Origin of the sequence: Bacillus pumilus, assembly GCF_024498355.1 — a bacterium.
Lineage (GTDB): Bacteria > Bacillota > Bacilli > Bacillales > Bacillaceae > Bacillus > Bacillus pumilus_P.
This window is the reverse complement of the sequence record NZ_CP101833.1, coordinates 2,790,261-2,808,674: the sequence shown is the minus strand read 5'-3', so window position 1 is coordinate 2,808,674 and position 18,414 is coordinate 2,790,261. Positions and strand designations below refer to the sequence as shown.

The 18,414-nt window shown below is 42.2% G+C and carries 16 protein-coding genes; 14 read left to right on the top strand and 2 right to left on the bottom strand.

Features of this window, described 5'->3' with window-relative positions; all coding sequences use genetic code 11:
- Positions 1-44: 44 nt before the first annotated feature.
- The 5 genes from essC (at position 45) to NPA43_RS14385 (ending at position 9,571) form a co-directional block, all read left to right on the top strand.
- Positions 45-4,520 (top strand): type VII secretion protein EssC, encoded by a 4,476-nt coding sequence (essC, locus tag NPA43_RS14405; protein WP_256498990.1) that lies wholly within the window; start codon positions 45-47, stop codon positions 4,518-4,520.
- Entirely contained in the window at positions 4,517-7,447 is a 2,931-nt protein-coding gene (esaA, locus tag NPA43_RS14400) for a type VII secretion protein EsaA (RefSeq protein WP_256498989.1), read from the top strand. Before essC ends, esaA begins: the two co-directional genes overlap by 4 nt.
- Positions 7,437-7,922, top strand: coding sequence for a type VII secretion protein EssA (gene essA, locus NPA43_RS14395; RefSeq protein WP_099727071.1), 486 nt, complete (start codon positions 7,437-7,439; stop codon positions 7,920-7,922). Before esaA ends, essA begins: the two co-directional genes overlap by 11 nt.
- 99 nt (positions 7,923-8,021) lie before the next feature.
- Entirely contained in the window at positions 8,022-8,765 is a 744-nt protein-coding gene (locus NPA43_RS14390) for a (S)-benzoin forming benzil reductase (protein WP_230030879.1), read from the top strand.
- 272 nt (positions 8,766-9,037) lie between these two features.
- The gene (locus NPA43_RS14385) at positions 9,038-9,571 is read left to right on the top strand and encodes an HD domain-containing protein (RefSeq protein WP_256498988.1); all 534 of its coding nucleotides are present in this window, start codon (positions 9,038-9,040) and stop codon (positions 9,569-9,571) included.
- Here the strand turns inward: NPA43_RS14385 and NPA43_RS14380 are convergent.
- The gene (locus NPA43_RS14380) at positions 9,568-11,052 is read right to left on the bottom strand and encodes an esterase/lipase family protein (protein WP_099727074.1); all 1,485 of its coding nucleotides are present in this window, start codon (positions 11,050-11,052) and stop codon (positions 9,568-9,570) included. The two genes, NPA43_RS14385 and NPA43_RS14380, sit on opposite strands and share 4 nt — an antisense overlap.
- Positions 11,053-11,232: 180 nt before the next feature.
- On the opposite strand from NPA43_RS14380, the gene NPA43_RS14375 reads away from it, so the two are divergent.
- From NPA43_RS14375 to NPA43_RS14335, 9 genes are all read left to right on the top strand, one after another.
- Positions 11,233-11,469 carry a YuzF family protein gene (locus NPA43_RS14375; RefSeq protein WP_099727075.1) on the top strand — a complete coding sequence of 79 codons (237 nt, stop codon included), beginning with the start codon at positions 11,233-11,235 and terminating at the stop codon, positions 11,467-11,469.
- A 183-nt stretch (positions 11,470-11,652) separates the two neighbouring features.
- Positions 11,653-12,756 carry an AI-2E family transporter gene (locus NPA43_RS14370; RefSeq protein ID WP_099727076.1) on the top strand — a complete coding sequence of 368 codons (1,104 nt, stop codon included), beginning with the start codon at positions 11,653-11,655 and terminating at the stop codon, positions 12,754-12,756.
- A gap of 65 nt (positions 12,757-12,821) precedes the next feature.
- Positions 12,822-13,043 carry a spore germination protein gene (locus NPA43_RS14365; protein WP_003213446.1) on the top strand — a complete coding sequence of 74 codons (222 nt, stop codon included), beginning with the start codon at positions 12,822-12,824 and terminating at the stop codon, positions 13,041-13,043.
- Positions 13,044-13,144: 101 nt separating this feature from the next.
- A complete protein-coding gene (locus NPA43_RS14360) occupies positions 13,145-13,366 on the top strand; it encodes a spore germination protein (RefSeq protein WP_099727077.1) in 222 nt (73 codons plus the stop codon).
- A 94-nt stretch (positions 13,367-13,460) separates the two neighbouring features.
- Positions 13,461-13,709 (top strand): YueH family protein, encoded by a 249-nt coding sequence (locus NPA43_RS14355; protein WP_099727078.1) that lies wholly within the window; start codon positions 13,461-13,463, stop codon positions 13,707-13,709.
- Positions 13,710-13,736: 27 nt separating this feature from the next.
- Positions 13,737-14,144, top strand: a complete 408-nt coding sequence (locus NPA43_RS14350) for a YueI family protein (protein WP_099727079.1) — start codon at positions 13,737-13,739, stop codon at positions 14,142-14,144.
- Positions 14,145-14,204: 60 nt separating this feature from the next.
- A complete protein-coding gene (locus NPA43_RS14345) occupies positions 14,205-14,756 on the top strand; it encodes a cysteine hydrolase family protein (RefSeq protein ID WP_099727080.1) in 552 nt (183 codons plus the stop codon).
- Positions 14,757-14,773: 17 nt separating this feature from the next.
- The gene (locus NPA43_RS14340; protein WP_099727081.1) at positions 14,774-16,243 is read left to right on the top strand and encodes a nicotinate phosphoribosyltransferase; all 1,470 of its coding nucleotides are present in this window, start codon (positions 14,774-14,776) and stop codon (positions 16,241-16,243) included.
- 138 nt (positions 16,244-16,381) lie between these two features.
- Positions 16,382-17,608: an EAL and HDOD domain-containing protein gene (locus NPA43_RS14335; protein WP_230030881.1), complete on the top strand. Its 1,227-nt coding sequence runs from the start codon at positions 16,382-16,384 to the stop codon at positions 17,606-17,608.
- A gap of 122 nt (positions 17,609-17,730) precedes the next feature.
- Here the strand turns inward: NPA43_RS14335 and NPA43_RS14330 are convergent, their stop codons facing one another.
- On the bottom strand, positions 17,731-18,042 hold the full coding sequence (locus tag NPA43_RS14330; RefSeq protein ID WP_230030804.1) for a YuzC family spore coat inner layer protein: 312 nt from the start codon (positions 18,040-18,042) through the stop codon (positions 17,731-17,733).
- Positions 18,043-18,414 lie beyond the last annotated feature (372 nt).

Genomic DNA, 18,414 nt, shown 5'->3' with positions numbered 1-18,414 from the left:
GATACAACTGACAGTTGGTGCTGTCCCATGAGGAGGTGGAGCGTTTGAGTCTTCTTTGGGTTTTTTATGAGGAGGATTATCAAACCGTCCGTTTAGATGAGCAGTTCAATCGAGAAGCTGTGATTGGACCTGAAATAGAGCATACCGTGACAATCTCTTCACTTTCATTTGATGAAGGAGCGATTCGTTTATCACCTAATGAATCGAATGATGGTTTTTCAATTTACCAGGGAGAGAAGAAGAAAGGCAAATTACTTCCACATGAGCCGTGTGAAATTGGATCACTCACACTCATTTTACTGGATGCACATCATGATCAACACATTTATTACCTAGGAAATAGAGTCGAGGTGTCTTTTTCAAATGAGGAGAAAGATGAGATCGATGTGTGGAAAGAACAAGCTCATGCTATGTTTCAAGATGCCAAGCAGTTCACTTTAGAAAAAATCGAAGGAACTTGGTATGTCATACCTCAGAATGAGACGATTTATGTGAACGGAAAGCAAATCCACGGACCAGAAAAGATTCATGCCGGTGATGAGCTGTTCTGGAACTTTCTGACGGTTACACTTAAAGATGATGATTTATTGCAAGTGACAGCATACGAACCATTTCAAACACGTTTAGAGAAAACAAGACCACCAAGCACAGAAACAAAACAAAAATACCCTTTATACAGACGAACACCACGTTTAATTTATGATCTGCCTGATGATCGGGTTTCATTTAGCTTTCCTTCGCAGGAGAGTGAAAATAGCAGCAGAGGGCTTTGGCTTGTTGTCCTCCCTCCGCTTGTGATGCTTATTGTCATGGGAATAGTCGCACTCATCCAGCCGCGCGGGATTTTTATTGTTGTGTCGATGGCAATGTTTATTATGACGTTAATTACATCGTCCGTTCAATACTTTAAAGAGAAGTCACAGCGCAAAAGACGAGAAGAGAAACGGCAGCGGGTATACTCACTTTACTTAGAAAATAAACGGAAAGAGCTGCAAGAGCTGTATGACCGTCAGCAATTTATCTTGACGTATCATTATCCATCATTTGAACAAATGAAATACTTGACGTCAGAAATCAGTGGGCGGATTTGGGAAAAGACGCTTATCAGTGATGACTTTTTGCAGCTGCGTCTTGGGACAGGTGCAGTTCCGTCAAGCTATGAATTATCGACGAGCGGCGGCGATATGGCCAATCGTGACATTGATGACTTAATGGAACAAACGCAGCACATGCAAAAAGTCTATCGTGAGGTGAAGGATGTACCGATTACATTCGGTCTTGCTGACGGCCCAACAGGCTTAATTGGAAAGCCTGCGATTGTGAAAAATGAGCTTCACCAGCTTGTCGGCCAGCTTGCTTTCTCGCACAGCTATCACGATTTGAGATTTGTCTTTATCTTTAATGAGCAGGAGTATGAGAATTGGGAATGGATGAAATGGCTGCCGCATTTCCAGCTGCCTCATACATACGGTAAAGGGTTTATTTACAACGAACAAACCCGCGATCAGCTTTTGTCCTCTATTTATGAAATTTTACGTGAGCGTGATTTAGAAGAAGAAAAAGAGAAAAAAATCTTTACGCCTCACTTTGTGTTCATCGTGACAAACCATGAACTCATTGCGGAACATGTCATTTTAGAATACTTAGAAGGCAGCCGGACAGACCTCGGCATCTCAATTATCTTTGCCGCAGAAACAAAGGAAAGCTTAGCTGAAAATATCTCAACGCTTGTCCGTTATATTAACGAAGAAGAAGGAGATATTCTCATTCAGCACAAAAAGGCAGTACGGATTCCATTTCGACTTGATGCACATCAGCGTGCGGACAATGAGCTGTTTGCCAGAACACTGAGAACGTTAGACCATCAAGTCGGAATGACCAACTCGATCCCAGAAACGGTCTCATTCCTTGATTTGTTTCATGCCAAACAGGTAGACGACATTGGCATTCGTGAAAAATGGCTGACATCTGAAACAGCAAAGTCATTATCTGTGCCAATCGGTTATAAAGGGAGAAACGATATTGTTGACCTGAACCTGCATGAAAAAGCACACGGCCCGCACGGCCTGTTGGCTGGAACAACGGGGTCAGGGAAAAGTGAATTTTTACAGACGTATATATTATCCTTGGCTGTACACTTTCACCCGCATGAAGTTGCCTTCCTGCTGATTGATTACAAAGGGGGCGGCATGGCGCAGCCGTTCCGAAATATTCCGCATTTACTTGGCACCATCACAAACATCGAAGGCAGCAAGAACTTTAGTGAAAGAGCGCTTGCGTCGATTAAAAGTGAACTGAAGAAAAGACAGCGGTTGTTTGATCAGTATCATGTGAACCACATCAATGATTATACGAAGCTCTATAAGGAGAAAAAGGCTGAACAGGCGATGCCTCATTTGTTCTTAATCTCTGATGAGTTTGCTGAATTAAAAAGTGAAGAGCCGGATTTTATCAGGGAGCTTGTGAGTGCCGCACGTATTGGCCGAAGCCTTGGTGTCCATCTCATTTTGGCCACACAAAAGCCAGGCGGGGTCATTGATGATCAAATTTGGAGTAACTCCCGCTTTAAGGTCGCACTAAAAGTGCAAGATGCGTCGGACAGTAAGGAAATTTTGAAAAATAGTGATGCCGCGTCGATTACTGTCACAGGCCGGGGATATTTACAAGTTGGGAACAATGAGATCTATGAGTTGTTCCAATCGGCTTGGAGCGGTGCACCATATATGGAAGATGGCTACGGATCAGAAGATGACATTGCCATTGTGACAGATACTGGGCTCATCCCATTATCAGGGGTAAGCACAGAGCCGGCAGTGAAAAAAGAGACAGTGACGGAAATTTCTGCTGTTGTGGATGAAATTGAACGTATGCAGCAAGAGCTTGGGATTGAGAAGCTTCCGAGTCCATGGCTTCCACCGCTTGAAGAGCGCATTCCAAAAACGCGTTATGCGTCGAGTGAAGAGCATGTCTTCCATTTTGCGCTTGTTGATGAGCCAGATCAGCAAAGCCAGCATCCGCTCTCTTATCAAATGATGGAAGACGGGAATATTGGAATCTTCGGTTCCTCTGGCTACGGCAAATCACTTGCTGCCACGACACTGCTTATGAGCTTTGCGGAGAGATATTCACCTGAAGAATGGCATGCGTATATTTATGACTTCGGAAACGGGACCTTGCTTCCGCTCGCCAAACTGCCGCACACGGCTGATTATTTCTTAATGGATCAAATGAGAAAAATTCAAAAGTCGATGAAGCGTCTGCGTGAAGAGGTTGAATACCGCAAGCGGTTATTCAGACAGCAAGAAATGAGTCATATCAAAATGTACAATGCTTTGAATGAGAAAAAGCTTCCGTTCATTTTTATCGTGATCGACAATTTTGACATTGTCAAAGACGAAATGCATGATCTCGAATCTGAATTTATCCAGCTGAGCCGTGATGGACAGTCATTGGGCATTTACTTCTTGATCACAGCGACTCGTGTAAACGCAGTGCGCCAATCACTAATGAACAACCTGAAAACAAAGATTGTTCATTACTTGATGGATCAAGGGGAGGCGTATTCGATTATTGGCAGACCGAAATTCAGCTTAGAGCCGATTCCGGGACGAGTCATTATCAACAAGGAAGAGCTTTACTTTGCACAAATGTTCCTGCCAGTTGAAGGAGAGAACGATCTCGAATTGTTTGAGCATCTGAAACAAGAGATTCAGCTTCTTCATGAGCGCTTTCAAGAGGCTGAAAAACCAAAGCCTGTTCCAATGCTGCCTGATAAGCTGACAGTTTGGGAGCTTGAGAGTCATTTAGATGGGCAAAAACAGCCTTACGACATTCCAGTAGGACTAGATGAAGAATCAGTGGCACCTGTTTACTTTGATTTGAAAAAGAATAAACACTGCCTCATTATCGGTCAAACGCAGCGCGGGAAAACAAATGTGACAAAACTGATGCTTGATCAGCTTTTAGAGGCAAAGCCTGAAAAGCTGGCCGTCTTTGATTCAATTGATCGGGGTCTTTCCCATTATGCAAAAGAAGAGAACATCGATTACCTTGAAACAAAGGATGATATCACCGAATGGGCAGAGGAAATGGACCGTTTATTCAAGGTGAGGGAAGAGATATATGTTGAAGCTGTTCGCCGGGGAGAGACCGATCAGTTGTCATTTCCTCAAGTTGTGCTTGTGATCGATGGCATCACACGTTTTCAGCAGACGATCGATCCGCGCTTGCAAGATCAATTGGCTGATTTCATGAAGTCATATGCACACCTAGGCTTTAGCCTTATTGCATCAGGAAATCATACCGAATTCAGTAAGGGCTATGATGCACTGACAAACGAAATCAAACAAGTTCGTCATGCCATGTTACTCATGAAAAAATCAGAGCAAAACATCATACCGCTTCCGTATGCAAGACAAGAACCAGACATTCAGCCAGGCTTCGGGTATTTGGTTGAAAACGGAAAAGAGAAGAAAATCCAGGTTCCTTTATGTGCGGTAGGAAGGAAGAGTGTTCAATGACAGAGCAGCAAAAAAGCTCCATCAAAATCGTATCCACCATGATATTGATTCTTATTTTACCGGTTTTATTTTTCCATCTCATTGGGGATGATCCGGCAAAACAGAAGAAGAATGCTACACGTAATATTGCTGTGGTCAATGAGGATATGGGAGCGAGCGAAAGTGAAAACACCGCTCGTTTCGGACAGGATGTGGTTGCAGCATTATCAGAGCGTCCTGATTATACATGGACCGTAGTCAATCGGAGTGCGGCGGAAAATGGACTGAAAAACAGGAAGTACGACGCTGTCCTCTATATTCCGTCTGATTTCTCTAAAAATGTGCTGAGCTATGATAAAGACCATCCTGAAAAGGCATCCATTCAATTTTCGATTCAAGATCAGCTCAATGCAGTCAATAAAGAAAAAGTGCAGAGAGAGCTGGAAAATGCGCAAAAGAAAATGAATGAACAGATGTCGACCTTATACTGGAGTTTTGTGTCACAGGAAATTGGCAATGTCAGAGAAGAGTTTGAACATATTGTCGGCAAAGAAGTCGAATTCCAAAACACGATGTATAACTTCTATAAGCCAAATTCGAACAAACTGTCTGATGCCGTTCAGCAGCAGAAGAAACAAATAGAAGAATTAAAAAATGCGATGGCCGATTCACAAAAACAGTATAAAGACGGTTTGAGTACAACAGAAGAAGCGAAGAGCCAGCTAAAGGATTTCGTAAAAGTAGTAGATCAATATCAGCAGTATCAGGATAAACAAAAGGATCTCTTGATCAAAGCGCAATCCACAAGCAAAAAACAAATCCAGCAAGGGCTCAAACAGCTTGCTGAGATTCAAAACCAAAATGCCCGCAGCTTTAGTGATCAAATGGGTGGACTGAAAACAGACATGAATGGGGTACAAAGCCAGCTGAAAACAACTGACAGCGCCATTCAATCTGTTCAGAAATCGAGAGAAGACGCAATTCCTAAGCAATCAACGGGATTAACTAAACTTGTTCAGGAGTCTCAGGAAGAACTGATTAAAAAGTATGAAGCTCAATACTTGGAAGACTATAAAAATAAGATGACAGCCTTGCTGGCTAAGTTAGAGGTAAAAAGGGATCAGCTAATGGATGCGCCTGCACCACCAGCTGATCCTGGTGATGATGAGCCATCAGGTCAAGATAATGAGAATCCAGAAGAGATTGGCATTAATTTGGACGAGGAAATAACTGAACTTACCCAAATTTCAACAGAGATGAACGATTTGGCTGATCAATTAGCAGAGCAGGAGACGCCGCCTTCTACAGAAGCAGAAAACGCAACAGATGGTGATGATCCTGCTCAGCCAGATAACGGAACAGATGGGGATAATCCCACTCAGCCAGATGACGACAGTACGAATCAATCAAAAGATGAATTAAAAGCACTCTCCTTACGTTTGGAAGAAGTAAAAAAGAAGATTCAAGAAAAAGCCACTACTCATAATGACCAACTGAAGGACAAGGTGAGTCAGTTGAGTAAGGAGCTTGAGAGCCTCTCTAAAAAAGTAGAGAAGCTTGAAAAGAAGATTCAATGGTTAGAAGATCGATATAATGAAATCTCGAATGAAATCAAAAATCAGGAATCTTCTATCTTAAATAAGGTGAAGGAGCTGAAACGTAGAAACTCGCCGATTGGAAACACCTTTATTGAGGAAATTTTCGATAAAGAATTCAATACAAAAACAACAAGCACCAAAAAGTTAATGGAGTATTCCAATCAACTCTCACAGCTAGAGATGATGCTCGGTAATGTCTATCAACCATCAAATAACTCATCCTTAGTCGACACCAAACCAGATGAAATCCAGTCCATCATTTCCATCAAAAAAGAAGAAACAGAGAACTGGGACACATTAAATAAACAGATGCTGACGTCAAACGATGATGTGTCTACTTTTATTGATGAGATGCAGAAGTTTTCAGATGGCTATGCAGAATATATTTCGACGCAGCAGGCAAGCATGGAACAGGAATTAAACACAATTTCTGAAAGTGCGGACAATGTTGCTGAGCAAATGGCTGATCAAGGAGATGCAGTGTATACGGCAGACCTTGCAGGCAGTTCAATTGTCGTCAGTGCGCAGGATTCAATCGGTCAGGAAGTGCTTCGTCTTTCTGAAAATATGAGTTCGTTAACCGACCGCCAAAAAGGGGTGGCAGATTATACGAACAACATTGAAGAAAGTGTGACAACGGTTCAAGAAAAGGCGGATACGCTGAATGAAAACTGGAGTAAGAATGTAGATTCAACGAAGCTGGTTCAGCATGATTTAAATGGTATTTTAGGAAACACATTAAGCGATCAAGGCAATAGCAACTATGTATATAACCACTTAGCCAACCCGCTGAAAATTAGCGGGGATGTGCCGGAAGAAAAAACGCAGACTGTACCGCCAGTGGTCATTTTGGTCATTGTGATGATCAGCAGTTTATTGATTGGCTTTTTCAGCTCGTATTATGCGGCGGCTCCGATGCTGGTCAAAGGTGCACTGTTTGGCATTTTGAACCTTTTAGTTGGACTCATGATCAGCTTGTTTGGACTTAATATCTACAAACTCGCAGATGATCAAGCGATTCAATGGTCGATTTTCACGATTTTGCTGTTGGTGACTTGTTCAGCCTTTATTCGCACGGCTTTCCTTTTCGGATCTATTGCCGGATGGATGGCAGCAACGGCGCTTATTTTCTTCTTTGTCGCACCGTTAATTGATTTGGTGATGCCGAATTTCCACTTTACAAATCCGGTGACAGACGTGTATATGTCGATCCAATACGGGAATGGGGACAATTTTGGAATGGGCATCGCAGGGTTAGTGATTGTAACTGTCCTCTTAATGGCCATACCACTTGTGACAAAGCTATGGAAAGATAAGACAGAGGAACGTGATGTGACACATGAGGCTTAATCTGTTCGTGAAAGGGATGGCACTTAGTGTCATATCCCTTTTTCTCCTCATCCCTGCTGCTTTCGCTGCTGGTGAAGATACGGATACAAATGTCAAGCCGAATGAATATCAGGAAAAGGAACTCAATATTAACTCGAGTATATTGCGGGATCAAACCAAATACGAACAAAGCAAAACAACGAAAAAAGTCAAAACAGATATTCATTTTGCTGAACCGCCTAAAACGTCGGGTGGGCATCTTTCGCCACAGCTATTCAGTGACCTGAAAGAGAATCCGCCTAAAACACCAGCTCGTATGATGAAAGAGATGAACATCTCTTTTAGCGATTCGGCTGTATCAGCACCTTCTGTCGATGATCATGAGAAGCAGACATCGGCGCTGCTTCCTATCATCTTTGGGTTCTTGATTGCCGCTGGTATCATCGTGATGATCATCCTGATTCCAAAGGTGAATGTAAAAGCTGAAAAGAAATAGCCTGTCTCTTTTAAAAGGGGCAGGCTTTTCTTTATGCAGATTGCTTGATGTCATGCCGATTCACTACGTAAAATAGTGTTATCAAGGGAGGAGATTGTCATTCGAATTTCAATCGTTACAGGAGGATCAAAAGGATTTGGCCTAGCACTTGTGAACCGGCTGCTTTCACGTGGGGATCATGTGTACACTGCGGCAAGAAGTGTGTCGCCAAATTCCCATCCAAAACTTACACATACACAGGTCGACCTGACAGATGAGGCAGCAGCTGCCAAATGGCTTCAAGATATTCTGTCCCCGCAAACACTGGCAGACGCTGATGACATCTTATTCGTCAATAATGCAGGAATGGTGACCCCTATCAAACGCGTTGGGCAAGGCGGACGGGAAGCGCTTCATCAGCATTATACGTTGAACCTTGTCATTCCTGTTTTGCTGAGTCATGTATTTGCTGACCAGATTCAATCATTCAAAGGGAAGAAAACGATCGTTCATCTTTCTTCTGGAGCTGCTAAAAACCCATACAAAGGATGGAGTGCGTATTGCAGCTCAAAGGCGGGACTTGATATGTTTATGAGGACTTTACATGAGGAACAGCAAGACGAGGCGCATCCTATTATTACGTTTTCCTTTTCACCCGGGACGATCGATACAGATATGCAGGGCGAGATTCGGAAGTCATCAAAAAAGGACTTTGAACAAATTGAACGTTTTCAGCAATTATATGAAACAGGCACGCTGAAGAGTCCGGATGAAGTCGCAGGTATCTTGCTCGACCTTTTATCGGAGAATCCAGCTGGCGGATGCGTATACGATGCACGTGAGTATGTGAAAAAGCAGTCATAACGACTGTTCAGCGTGAAGACAAACCCTCACATTCGGTGTCAGTCCTGCGCGCTGGTGCTCGTCCTTTCTGGACTTCAAGGGTTTTCATATCACGCTGAAAAGAAGACAAAGGGCTAAAAGCAGTCATAACGACTGCTTTTTCTTATGGTACAAGCAAGAACGGCTGGTTTCGCATAAGCTAATCTTAAGACTCACAGGAATTGTGACAGAACATTTGAGTTTCTTTTCAGAATATGTTAGGATGCTAAAAATATAGATAAGGAGGGGTTTCCATGAGAAAGGTTACATTAATGGATGTTTATACCCACCCAGTCGCTCAAAAATATTTAAATCGTTCAGGAAAAGCCCATGCGATTGCTTGTGCTTATCACGCATTCAAGCTGGCGATTCAGGCAGGAATTAACCCAGATCTTGCTGTGAAAGCAGCGCTCTTGCATGACATCGGTCACTATGAATGGTATACAGCCGGTGGAGAATGGGATTACGAGACATATAGACGGAATGATATTCATGCCATTAAAGGAGCAGAGCGGGCCCACAAACTGCTCATACGTCTCGGTGAGGAACCAAAAGCAGCCAAAGATATTGCGCTGGCGATTTTGCTTCATACGGATTCTTATTTGCCAGAGGGCGACCTGCACAAGGACACACTCCAGCAAATTGTGAAGAAAGCAGATGAAATGGATGAAGAGCCTGGCGGACACCATCATTACAGACAAATAGACGAATCACTTGCACTGAAAAAAATTACAGATTTGGATCAGAAGGTGCAGCAGGCACTTCAGCCCATGAAACGCTCTGTTTAGTATGGAATGTCTCCATGAATATTTCCATGCTGGTCGACATACAATGTGCGAATAACGGTACGGTTAAACGCAGATGTTCCTGAAGTCGTGAGTCCCGTGTAATGAACCGTGACGGAATAAGCACCTTCTTTTTTCAATTGAACGGCTGATGAAGAGCTCGTTTTAAGTGGATGATCCTTTTGAGCATCCTTAAAGTAAACGGTCTCTACTGTTTTGCTTAACCGTTTGATCAGACGGCTCGAATGTGTTGATGCATCCCCTGATTTCGCTGCAACAATTTTGATTTCTTCATTTAATGGTGAATCAAAGGATACAAGCAGCAAATAAGGAGCTTTTTTTCCTGAATTCGATCGAATTGTCCATTTTCCAGGAACGGGTTTATTGATCTGCACATGGTGTGAATATGCGCCTTCATATGGGAAAGATGCTTCCGATGTCTTAAGGTTTGTTAAGACGTCTCCATTTGGGGCGACGATTTCCGGCTGTGCTTCCTGTCTTTCATTTAACCACTGAATCGATAAGCCATTCGTTCCTTCCTCTACATAGAACGCTTCTGTTTTATCCTTTTCACTTTCACCGCCTTTTACGTAAACATCTGTATTCACCTCAGCAGAGACTGGCTCTTGTTTCGGGTTATCTTCTTTTTCAGCATTTGAGATACTTGCTAGCAGCTGATGTTGGAACACTGGGAACATGCTTGTGCCGTTTTTGATCGAATAGTGGTCCCATTTTCCCGTTAAAATATTATTTGCATACGATAACCTTGTGCTGCTTACCGTGACAGCGCCATCGTTTGCACCAAAGCTCTTTAAATACAATCCGCCTAAATAAAGCACGCCGCCAAATGTTCCCCATTCTGAACCAGAATAGGTGACATATTTATTGGGAAACGTCTCTAATCGGTCGGTTTCACTTCGAAAAGCCGCCATAAGACCCGTTTGCAGAGAATAAAGTGCGTCGCTTTTTTGTCCAAGAATTTGCGCGAGCCAGCTCCCGCCCTTGCTATAGGCTAAATCCGCAAGCGGCGTTCCGTAATGAGGAGAGCCGAGTGTGATGACCTTATCTACATATGGATGGGCATTGTAATACACGAGTGCGGACTGTGCATCCACCCCGCCTTTACTATGACCGATCACAATGAGTTTTCTACCGAAAAAATCATAGATTTCTTTTAGCTTTTCCGCTAATAGTTTGCCATTTCTTTTCATGTCCTGATCTGGATGCAAATCTATGAATGCGCTCTCGTATCCATTCAGAACAGCTTGTTTTGCCATATCGTTACGACCGAACCAAGTGGAGGAAGAGCTATTAATGCCATGAACAAAGACAAGAGGGGGTTTTGACTCTTCTTTTTGAACTGGCTCTTCGCCTTTAAACCACTTTCCTGGTGTACCAGGTTCATCTCCAATTGTGCCTGCATACGCATAACTTGCAGAGGATAGAAAGAGCATGACAGCAACGATACAGATTAATTTTTTCAAGATAATTCACCTCTTCAAATGATTTAAATTGTTGGCAGCACCAATCTATTATACTTCTAAAAAATGCAAAAAAATATAATTTGTAAAAATATGGTATTAACGTTGTAGGTTTGCCGAGTGACATTCACATGGGTCATTGCATACGCTGTGGGTAAATACACAAGTAAAGGGGCAGGTAGGATGGCACAACAGGGAAGTCCGCAGCTTGTTTCATTAGTCGATCCATATGTTTATCAAACATTGCAGAAAGTGGTCGGTATGAGATTGATTGTTCAAACAGTGAAAGATACTGTGCGTGGAAAATTGAAGGAAGTCATGCCGGATCATATTGTGATTGAGGCGGGGCCAAAGTCAGTTTTTTATGTGCGGATCCAGCAAATCGTGTCGGTGATGCCTGATCACAGTGAAAGAGTGTAACAAGCAGACGCCTAGGTGTCTGCTTTTTTCATGCTTACAGAATGTATATCTACAAACAGCGCATGATATACCAATTGTTCTTTTTTTTTCAAAAAATGTGGTTCTAAAACAAGAAGCAGTTGACAGAAGGTGGGTTGAATAGTAGTTTTTTAATAAGATCAATACGTAACAGGAGGAGCATCTTTGTTAAAATCTAAAGTTCATTTTTGGACATTCCAAATACTACTTGTTTTACTCATTGTATATGTATCAACAAAGGTTTCGTTTTTATTTCAGCCGATTATTTTATTTGCATCCACCTTGTTTGTGCCCATCTTGCTGGCAGGCATTCTCTTTTTCATTTTTAATCCAATTGTGCGGTTCTTGTCCAAGAAGATTCCTAGGACACTCGCCATCCTGATCATTTATCTCCTGTTCATTGGACTCATCACATTCATTGTCAATGCTGTCGGACCAGTCATTGTTATGCAGTTGGGCGGACTTGTCAAAAGCTTCCCTGGATATGTGACGGATATGCAGAAATTTATCAACAACTTCTCGCATTCTAAAACATTTACTTGGATGATGAACCAAGATTATGTGTCTGTCTCAAAGTTTGAACAGACGATCGTTTCGACATTAAAAGATTTACCGGAAAATATTGCTTCAAGCATGTCTGCAGTGTTTGGCGTCATTGCAAATATTGCCCTTGCCGTGATCACGGTTCCGTTTATTTTATTTTACATGCTGAAAGACGGGCATAAGTTTCCGGACAAGCTCGTTCAATTCTTGCCAATGCCTTACCGCAAGGAAGGGCTGAAAATCTTCAAAGAATTAAACGACACGCTTGCTGCTTACATACAGGGGCAAATTGTTGTCTGTTTATTTGTCGGAGTTGCTTGTTTTATCGGATACTTATTAATTGGTGTGAAATATGCGCTCATTCTCGGCATTATCATTGCGATTACAAACGTGATTCCGTATCTTGGACCATATCTTGGCGCGGCACCAGCTGTGCTCATTGCCTTTCTTGATTCGCCTGGAAAAGCGGTTGTGACAGTAATTGTCATTCTTGTCGTCCAGCAAATCGATGGAAACGTGATTTCTCCGTTGATCATTGGGAAACGTCTTAATACACATCCATTGACCATTATCCTGCTATTAATTGGGGCAGGAAGCTTTGGCGGAATACTAGGTATGATCTTTGCGGTGCCTGTGTATGCGCTGCTCAAAGCCATCACATTGAATATTGTGAGATTGGTTCAACTGCGCCAGCGTTCTCGAAAAGAACAGCATTTAAACGTCTAGGACAGATGCACAAATTCCCCCTTTTGCATAAGATGATTTACATAAGCAGATAGGGGGAGATTCTGTTGCCTGCAATCGTTGGACCTATTCATATCGAGTCGTTAGGAGGAAACGGTGCGGCTACTTTCGGTGATGTTCTGGCCATTGCACCTTTGGCCGTAGACCACTCTACTGGCGGGGCGGGAGCCTTTAATTCAGGCGATTATATGTCCCTCACAAGTGATCCAAATGCCACCATGCTGTGGGACTTTACACTGTTTGGCCAGCCTCAATCATTTAATGCATAGAAGACAGCTGATGATAAGACGTATCAGCTGTCTTTTTTATGTTGGATATACACGTATTTTTGCGCTGGGCATATGATGAGGGTAGTAAAGGTGGTGAAAAGATGCCAGCAATTGTTGGACCAATTCATATTGATCGTGTGAGTGGAAACGGAGCAGCACATTTCGGTGATATTTTTGCCATTTCTCCAAAAAGTGTCGATCACTCCGCCGGAGGCTCAGGGACTTATAATGCGGGGGACTTTGCTCAATTCTACAACAGTCCAAACGTCACATTTGTCTGGGATTCAGACCTGATTAGTCAGCAAAAAAGCTTTAATGCGTAGCCAGCTTTGGAAGGGATTCCTTTTCAGAAGCTGTCTTTTTTTATGGTACAATGGATATGGATGTAAGGAGAAAAAGAGGTGTGAAAAAAGTCTAATGAAAATAAGAAAAGCGCACATCACAAGCGGGCAATTAAAGACCTACAATGTATATTTACATGAAAATAAAAAAGAATATAAAACACTTGTCGCCGTACCTGATATTGAATGGAGTATTTCCATTGCGTATGAGGACGAAAAAGCGCAGCTTGAACAATCACTTGAACAATCCTTAATGGAAAGAGTAGAAACAGACGAAGCCCGTGAGCTCGCACTAAAGATTGTGCACTGGGTCACAGAAATGTAAATTCAGTAAACAGGAGTGAAAACAGCGATGAAAGAAGAATCCGTAGACTTTTATTTGCAGCAAGGGATATTTGGACATGCTGAAACAAAACCCGATGAACGAAGAATGTTTCTCGGTTCATTAAGGGAACGAGCGCTTCTCGCCCTGACAAAGGGACAGGTATTAAGAAATAAACCGTATCAAGAGGTAGAACAAGTATTAAAGGCCAATCGACAAGCCACTGTTCTTTTAAATGGTGAATTGTCTTATGCTTCTTATTCTCAATATATCAAAATGGCAAATGCCGCTGGATGCTCTTTTAAAGTGGTGAATCATCACGAAGCACACTCGCCTTTTGGCCTTGTCATAGAGGTGCCAAGTGCGATCAATCAAGAGCACATCTATATAGAAGATGAGCTGTTTCAAAACGCTTTTTCTCGTGAATCTGTTGAATAGGTTTCCCTAGTGAAATGAATAGGCTATAATGATTCAAAAGAGCATATGGGAGAGATGCGGATGGGCAAAGCATTGATTTGTATTGATTATACAGTTGATTTTGTTTCAGACGATGGAAAACTGACATGTGGAAAGCCTGGACAGGCGATTGAACCTAAGATCACAGAGATCACTTCTTCGTTTATTGATGAAGGACACTTTGTCGTCTTTGCGGTCGATCATCATGAAGAAGAGGACCCTTATCATCCAGAAACAAAGTTATTTCCGCCCCATAATATTCGCGGGACAGAGGGAATTGAACTTTATGGCAAACTAAGTTCACTATTTCACACGTCAAAACATTTAAAACATGTCTACTATATGGAAAAAACAAGATACTCTGCTTTTGCAGGCACTCAATTAGAAATGAAACTGCGCGAGCGCGGCATCACTGAACTTCATTTAGCCGGAGTGTGTACAGATATTTGTGTACTTCATACAGCTGTGGATGCGTACAATAAAGGCTTTGAGCTTGTGATTCATCAGAATGCCGTGGCGAGTTTTAATGAAGCGGGGCACGAGTGGGCACTTTCTCACTTTGAGCAGACGCTTGGTGCGAAAGTGGTTAAGTAAGGGAAGGAGAATGGAAGTTGGAGCATCGGTTTATTGACGACAGTTTATCACTACATACAGATCTTTATCAAATTAACATGGCAGAAACGTATTGGAGAGACGGCATTCATGAAAAGAAGGCAGTCTTTGAACTCTTCTTTAGAAAGCTTCCATTTGACAATGGCTTCGCTGTATTTGCTGGTTTAGAGAAAGCGATTGAATATTTATCGGACTTCTCCTTCACCGAAAGCGATCTTGCGTATTTAAAAGATGAACTCGGTTATAAAAGCGATTTCATTGAATACTTAAGCGGGTTGTCCTTTACAGGTACACTTCATTCAATGCGAGAAGGCGAAATTGTCTTTGCGAATGAACCAATTATGCGCATCGAAGCAACGCTAGTTGAAGCGCAGCTCATCGAAACGGCACTGCTCAATATTGTGAATTTCCAGACGCTGATCGCAACAAAGGCGGCTCGGATTAAAGGAATCATTGAAGATGAGACAGCATTAGAATTCGGAACAAGACGTGCGCATGAAATGGATGCAGCCATGTGGGGAGCAAGAGCGGCATTGATCGGCGGATTCCAGGCTACAAGTAATGTTCGTGCAGGGAAACGCTTCAATATCCCAGTATCAGGAACACATGCCCACGCGCTTGTACAAGCCTATCGCGACGAGTATACAGCATTTAAAAAATACGCTGAAACACATACAGACTGTGTCTTTTTAGTCGATACGTATGATACCGTCAGATCTGGCATTCCGAATGCGATTAAGGTTGCGAAAGAATTCGGAGACAAAATCAACTTCATCGGTGTCAGACTTGATAGCGGAGACCTTGCATACTTGTCTAAAAAAGCTAGAACGATGCTGGATGAAGCAGGATTTCATGACGCAAAAATCATTGCATCAAGCGATCTTGATGAACACACCATCATGAATTTAAAAGCACAGGGCGCAAAAATTGATGTGTGGGGTGTTGGGACAAAACTGATCACAGCATTTGATCAGCCAGCCCTCGGTGCTGTGTATAAGCTTGTGTCGATTGAAGAGAATGGCAAGATGAATGACACCATCAAAATTTCATCCAACCCAGAGAAAGTGACAACACCAGGCCGTAAACGTGTGTACCGCATTATCAATCAATTGAATCATCACTCGGAGGGCGACTACATTGCTCTTGAAGAGGAAGATGTTCAAAGTGAAGATAAGCTGAAAATGTTCCATCCTGTGCATACATTTATCAGCAAATTTGTGACAAACTTTGTGGCAAAGGATCTTCACGTCCCAATCTTCGAACAAGGAAAACTTGTGTATGATAATCCGGATATTCAAACGATTCAAGCCTATGTGCAGGACAGTCTCGGACTCTTCTGGGAGGAGTACAAACGAATCAGCAAACCAGAAGAATATCCAGTCGATTTGAGTCAAAAATGCTGGGATAATAAGATGCAATTTATCCATGATGTAAAAAATAAAATCAAAAAAGAGCTTTATGAAAGCTAAGTGTGGAAGAAAAGGAGATCATCAAGCCAGATGGTCTCTTTTTTTATTTTGACCTGTTCAAAATGAACCATTCGGGCAATCATTTGGTATACTGAAAGCACATCTTGTTTGTCATTTCATAAAGGAGGATTGGAGCAGTTGAGGGTGTTTGTTGCGAGACAGCCTATTTTTAACAGAAAAGAACAAGTCGTATCATATGAGCTGCTTTATAGAGATAGTGAAACCAATACATATAGCGCTGAAGATGGTGATCAAGCGACAACGGACCTCATTATTAACAGTTTTTTAAACATTGGCATCGAAACACTTACAGAAGGAAAACGATGCTACATTAATTTCACCGAAAGCTTGCTTTCGTCTGATCTGCTCACCTATTTTGATCCGCATCAGCTTGTGATCGAGATATTAGAAAATGTACCGATTACCCAAGCACTTATTATGAGATGTAAGCAATTAAAAAAATGGGGATATACGATTGCACTCGATGATTTCTTTCTTAATGGAACACATTTTAGTGATAAGTTGCTTAACGAACTCCTCTATTGCATTGATATTTTAAAAATAGATTTTGTGAAGACAACATCGGAAGAGCGAAGAGATATTCTGAATACATATAAAAAGTATCGACTTCGATTCCTTGCAGAAAAGGTGGAAACGCGAAAAGAATATGAAGAAGCGCTAAAAGCTGGCTTTCATCTGTTTCAAGGGTATTTTTTTAGTGAGCCGCACGTGATATCAGGACGAGCATTATCGACTAGCTTCCATGCGTACCACCAGCTTTTAAATGAGCTAAGCAAGGAACAACCGAATATCCAGACAGTGACACATTTTATTGAGAGTGACCTTTCGCTATCATACCAATTATTAAAAATGCTGAATTCTGGCGGCATGAGACGTCTTTATCAAATTAAGAGTATCCGGCAGGCGATTATCCTGCTTGGTTTTAATGAAATTCGGCGCTGGATCTTTATTCTTTCTTTTAAAGAACTGAATGTCCAAGCCAACTCAAGCCAAAAAGAAATTATCAAAATGTCATTCATTCGTGCGAAAACGTGTGAACTCATTGCCAATCATACTGAACGAGAGCATCCAGCCTCTTATATGCTGACAGGCATGTTTTCACTCATTGATACGCTTGTCAGGGCAGACATTACAGAACTTGTGAAAGAGCTGCCGCTTTCTGATGAAGTTGGCGAGGCACTACTTGGCTATGAAAATGATTATTCTTTTGTGTTAGACGTTGCCAAACGTATTGAACGAAATGAATGGGATGATGAGATGCTGGATGGGAATCTCCCTAAACAAGAAGCCTACGGCTGTTATATAGAAGCCATTGAATGGTGTCATAAAATGTTTGAATCTTAAGCGTATAGATAAACCCTCGCATTCGCCTGCGATCTGCGCTCCGGTGCTCATCCTTCCTAGACTTCAAGGGTTTTCAAATCACGCTAAAAAGAAGCCGCTCACGTCAGAGCGGCTTTTCTTAGTTATCCCCACTGTAAAAGCAGAAAAAGCCTGCTCGAAGTCATAGACAAGTAGATGCGAATGCCTTCTGGACTAAAGCGGATATCAATATTGCTTTTCACACCGATTTGCTTCAGCATTCGGATGACACTTGTCGTATCAGAGCGTTCAGCAGCCTCCATCATTCGCTGAGCAAATGAAAGCGAGCTGGAAATCTGCTGTGTAATGAGTGAAGCATCAGCAACAAGACGGGCTGATTCCTTTGCTGCTCGTTGAAACGAGTGTGCATCAACTGGAGGAAAAGTCATAGGCGTGCGCGGGTATGCGCTACTCATTGCGGGAACCTGCAAAGTAGGATAAGGAACATAGTAAAACACATGGTCACCTCTTCTCACATTGAAGTGAAATTGGACGGATATCTGTTCTAAATGTATGTAGAAAATCAGAATAAAGAATCAAAATGATCTTTCTATCTTTGGAAATTCATCATAAAAATAGGTACTTTTGCGGTCAATTTCGGTGAATGTCACAAAAAAATTGCGGTGTCCACAGTAGAGTCTGTCGTCTGACCTATGACACGTAAAACCGAGGAAATGAAAGGGATCGTACGTTCGGTTGTGAGAGAAGTGTGACGAATGATGCCTATTCTTGTCGCAAAAATGACGCAACTCCTTTGAAATTGAGATAAAAGTATGATTTGAAAAGTC

Excerpts from the sequence above, each read along its gene's own strand:
- esaA (WP_256498989.1), top strand. The coding sequence starts at position 4,517 with ATGACAGAGCAGCAAAAAAGCTCCATCAAAATCGTATCCACCATGATA.
- essA (WP_099727071.1), top strand. The coding sequence starts at position 7,437 with ATGAGGCTTAATCTGTTCGTGAAAGGGATGGCACTTAGTGTCATATCC.
- NPA43_RS14385 (WP_256498988.1), top strand. The coding sequence starts at position 9,038 with ATGAGAAAGGTTACATTAATGGATGTTTATACCCACCCAGTCGCTCAA.
- NPA43_RS14375 (WP_099727075.1), top strand. The coding sequence starts at position 11,233 with ATGGCACAACAGGGAAGTCCGCAGCTTGTTTCATTAGTCGATCCATAT.
- NPA43_RS14360 (WP_099727077.1), top strand. The coding sequence starts at position 13,145 with ATGCCAGCAATTGTTGGACCAATTCATATTGATCGTGTGAGTGGAAAC.
- NPA43_RS14355 (WP_099727078.1), top strand. The coding sequence starts at position 13,461 with ATGAAAATAAGAAAAGCGCACATCACAAGCGGGCAATTAAAGACCTAC.
- NPA43_RS14350 (WP_099727079.1), top strand. The coding sequence starts at position 13,737 with ATGAAAGAAGAATCCGTAGACTTTTATTTGCAGCAAGGGATATTTGGA.
- NPA43_RS14345 (WP_099727080.1), top strand. The coding sequence starts at position 14,205 with ATGGGCAAAGCATTGATTTGTATTGATTATACAGTTGATTTTGTTTCA.
- NPA43_RS14330 (WP_230030804.1), bottom strand. The coding sequence starts at position 18,042 with ATGAGTAGCGCATACCCGCGCACGCCTATGACTTTTCCTCCAGTTGAT.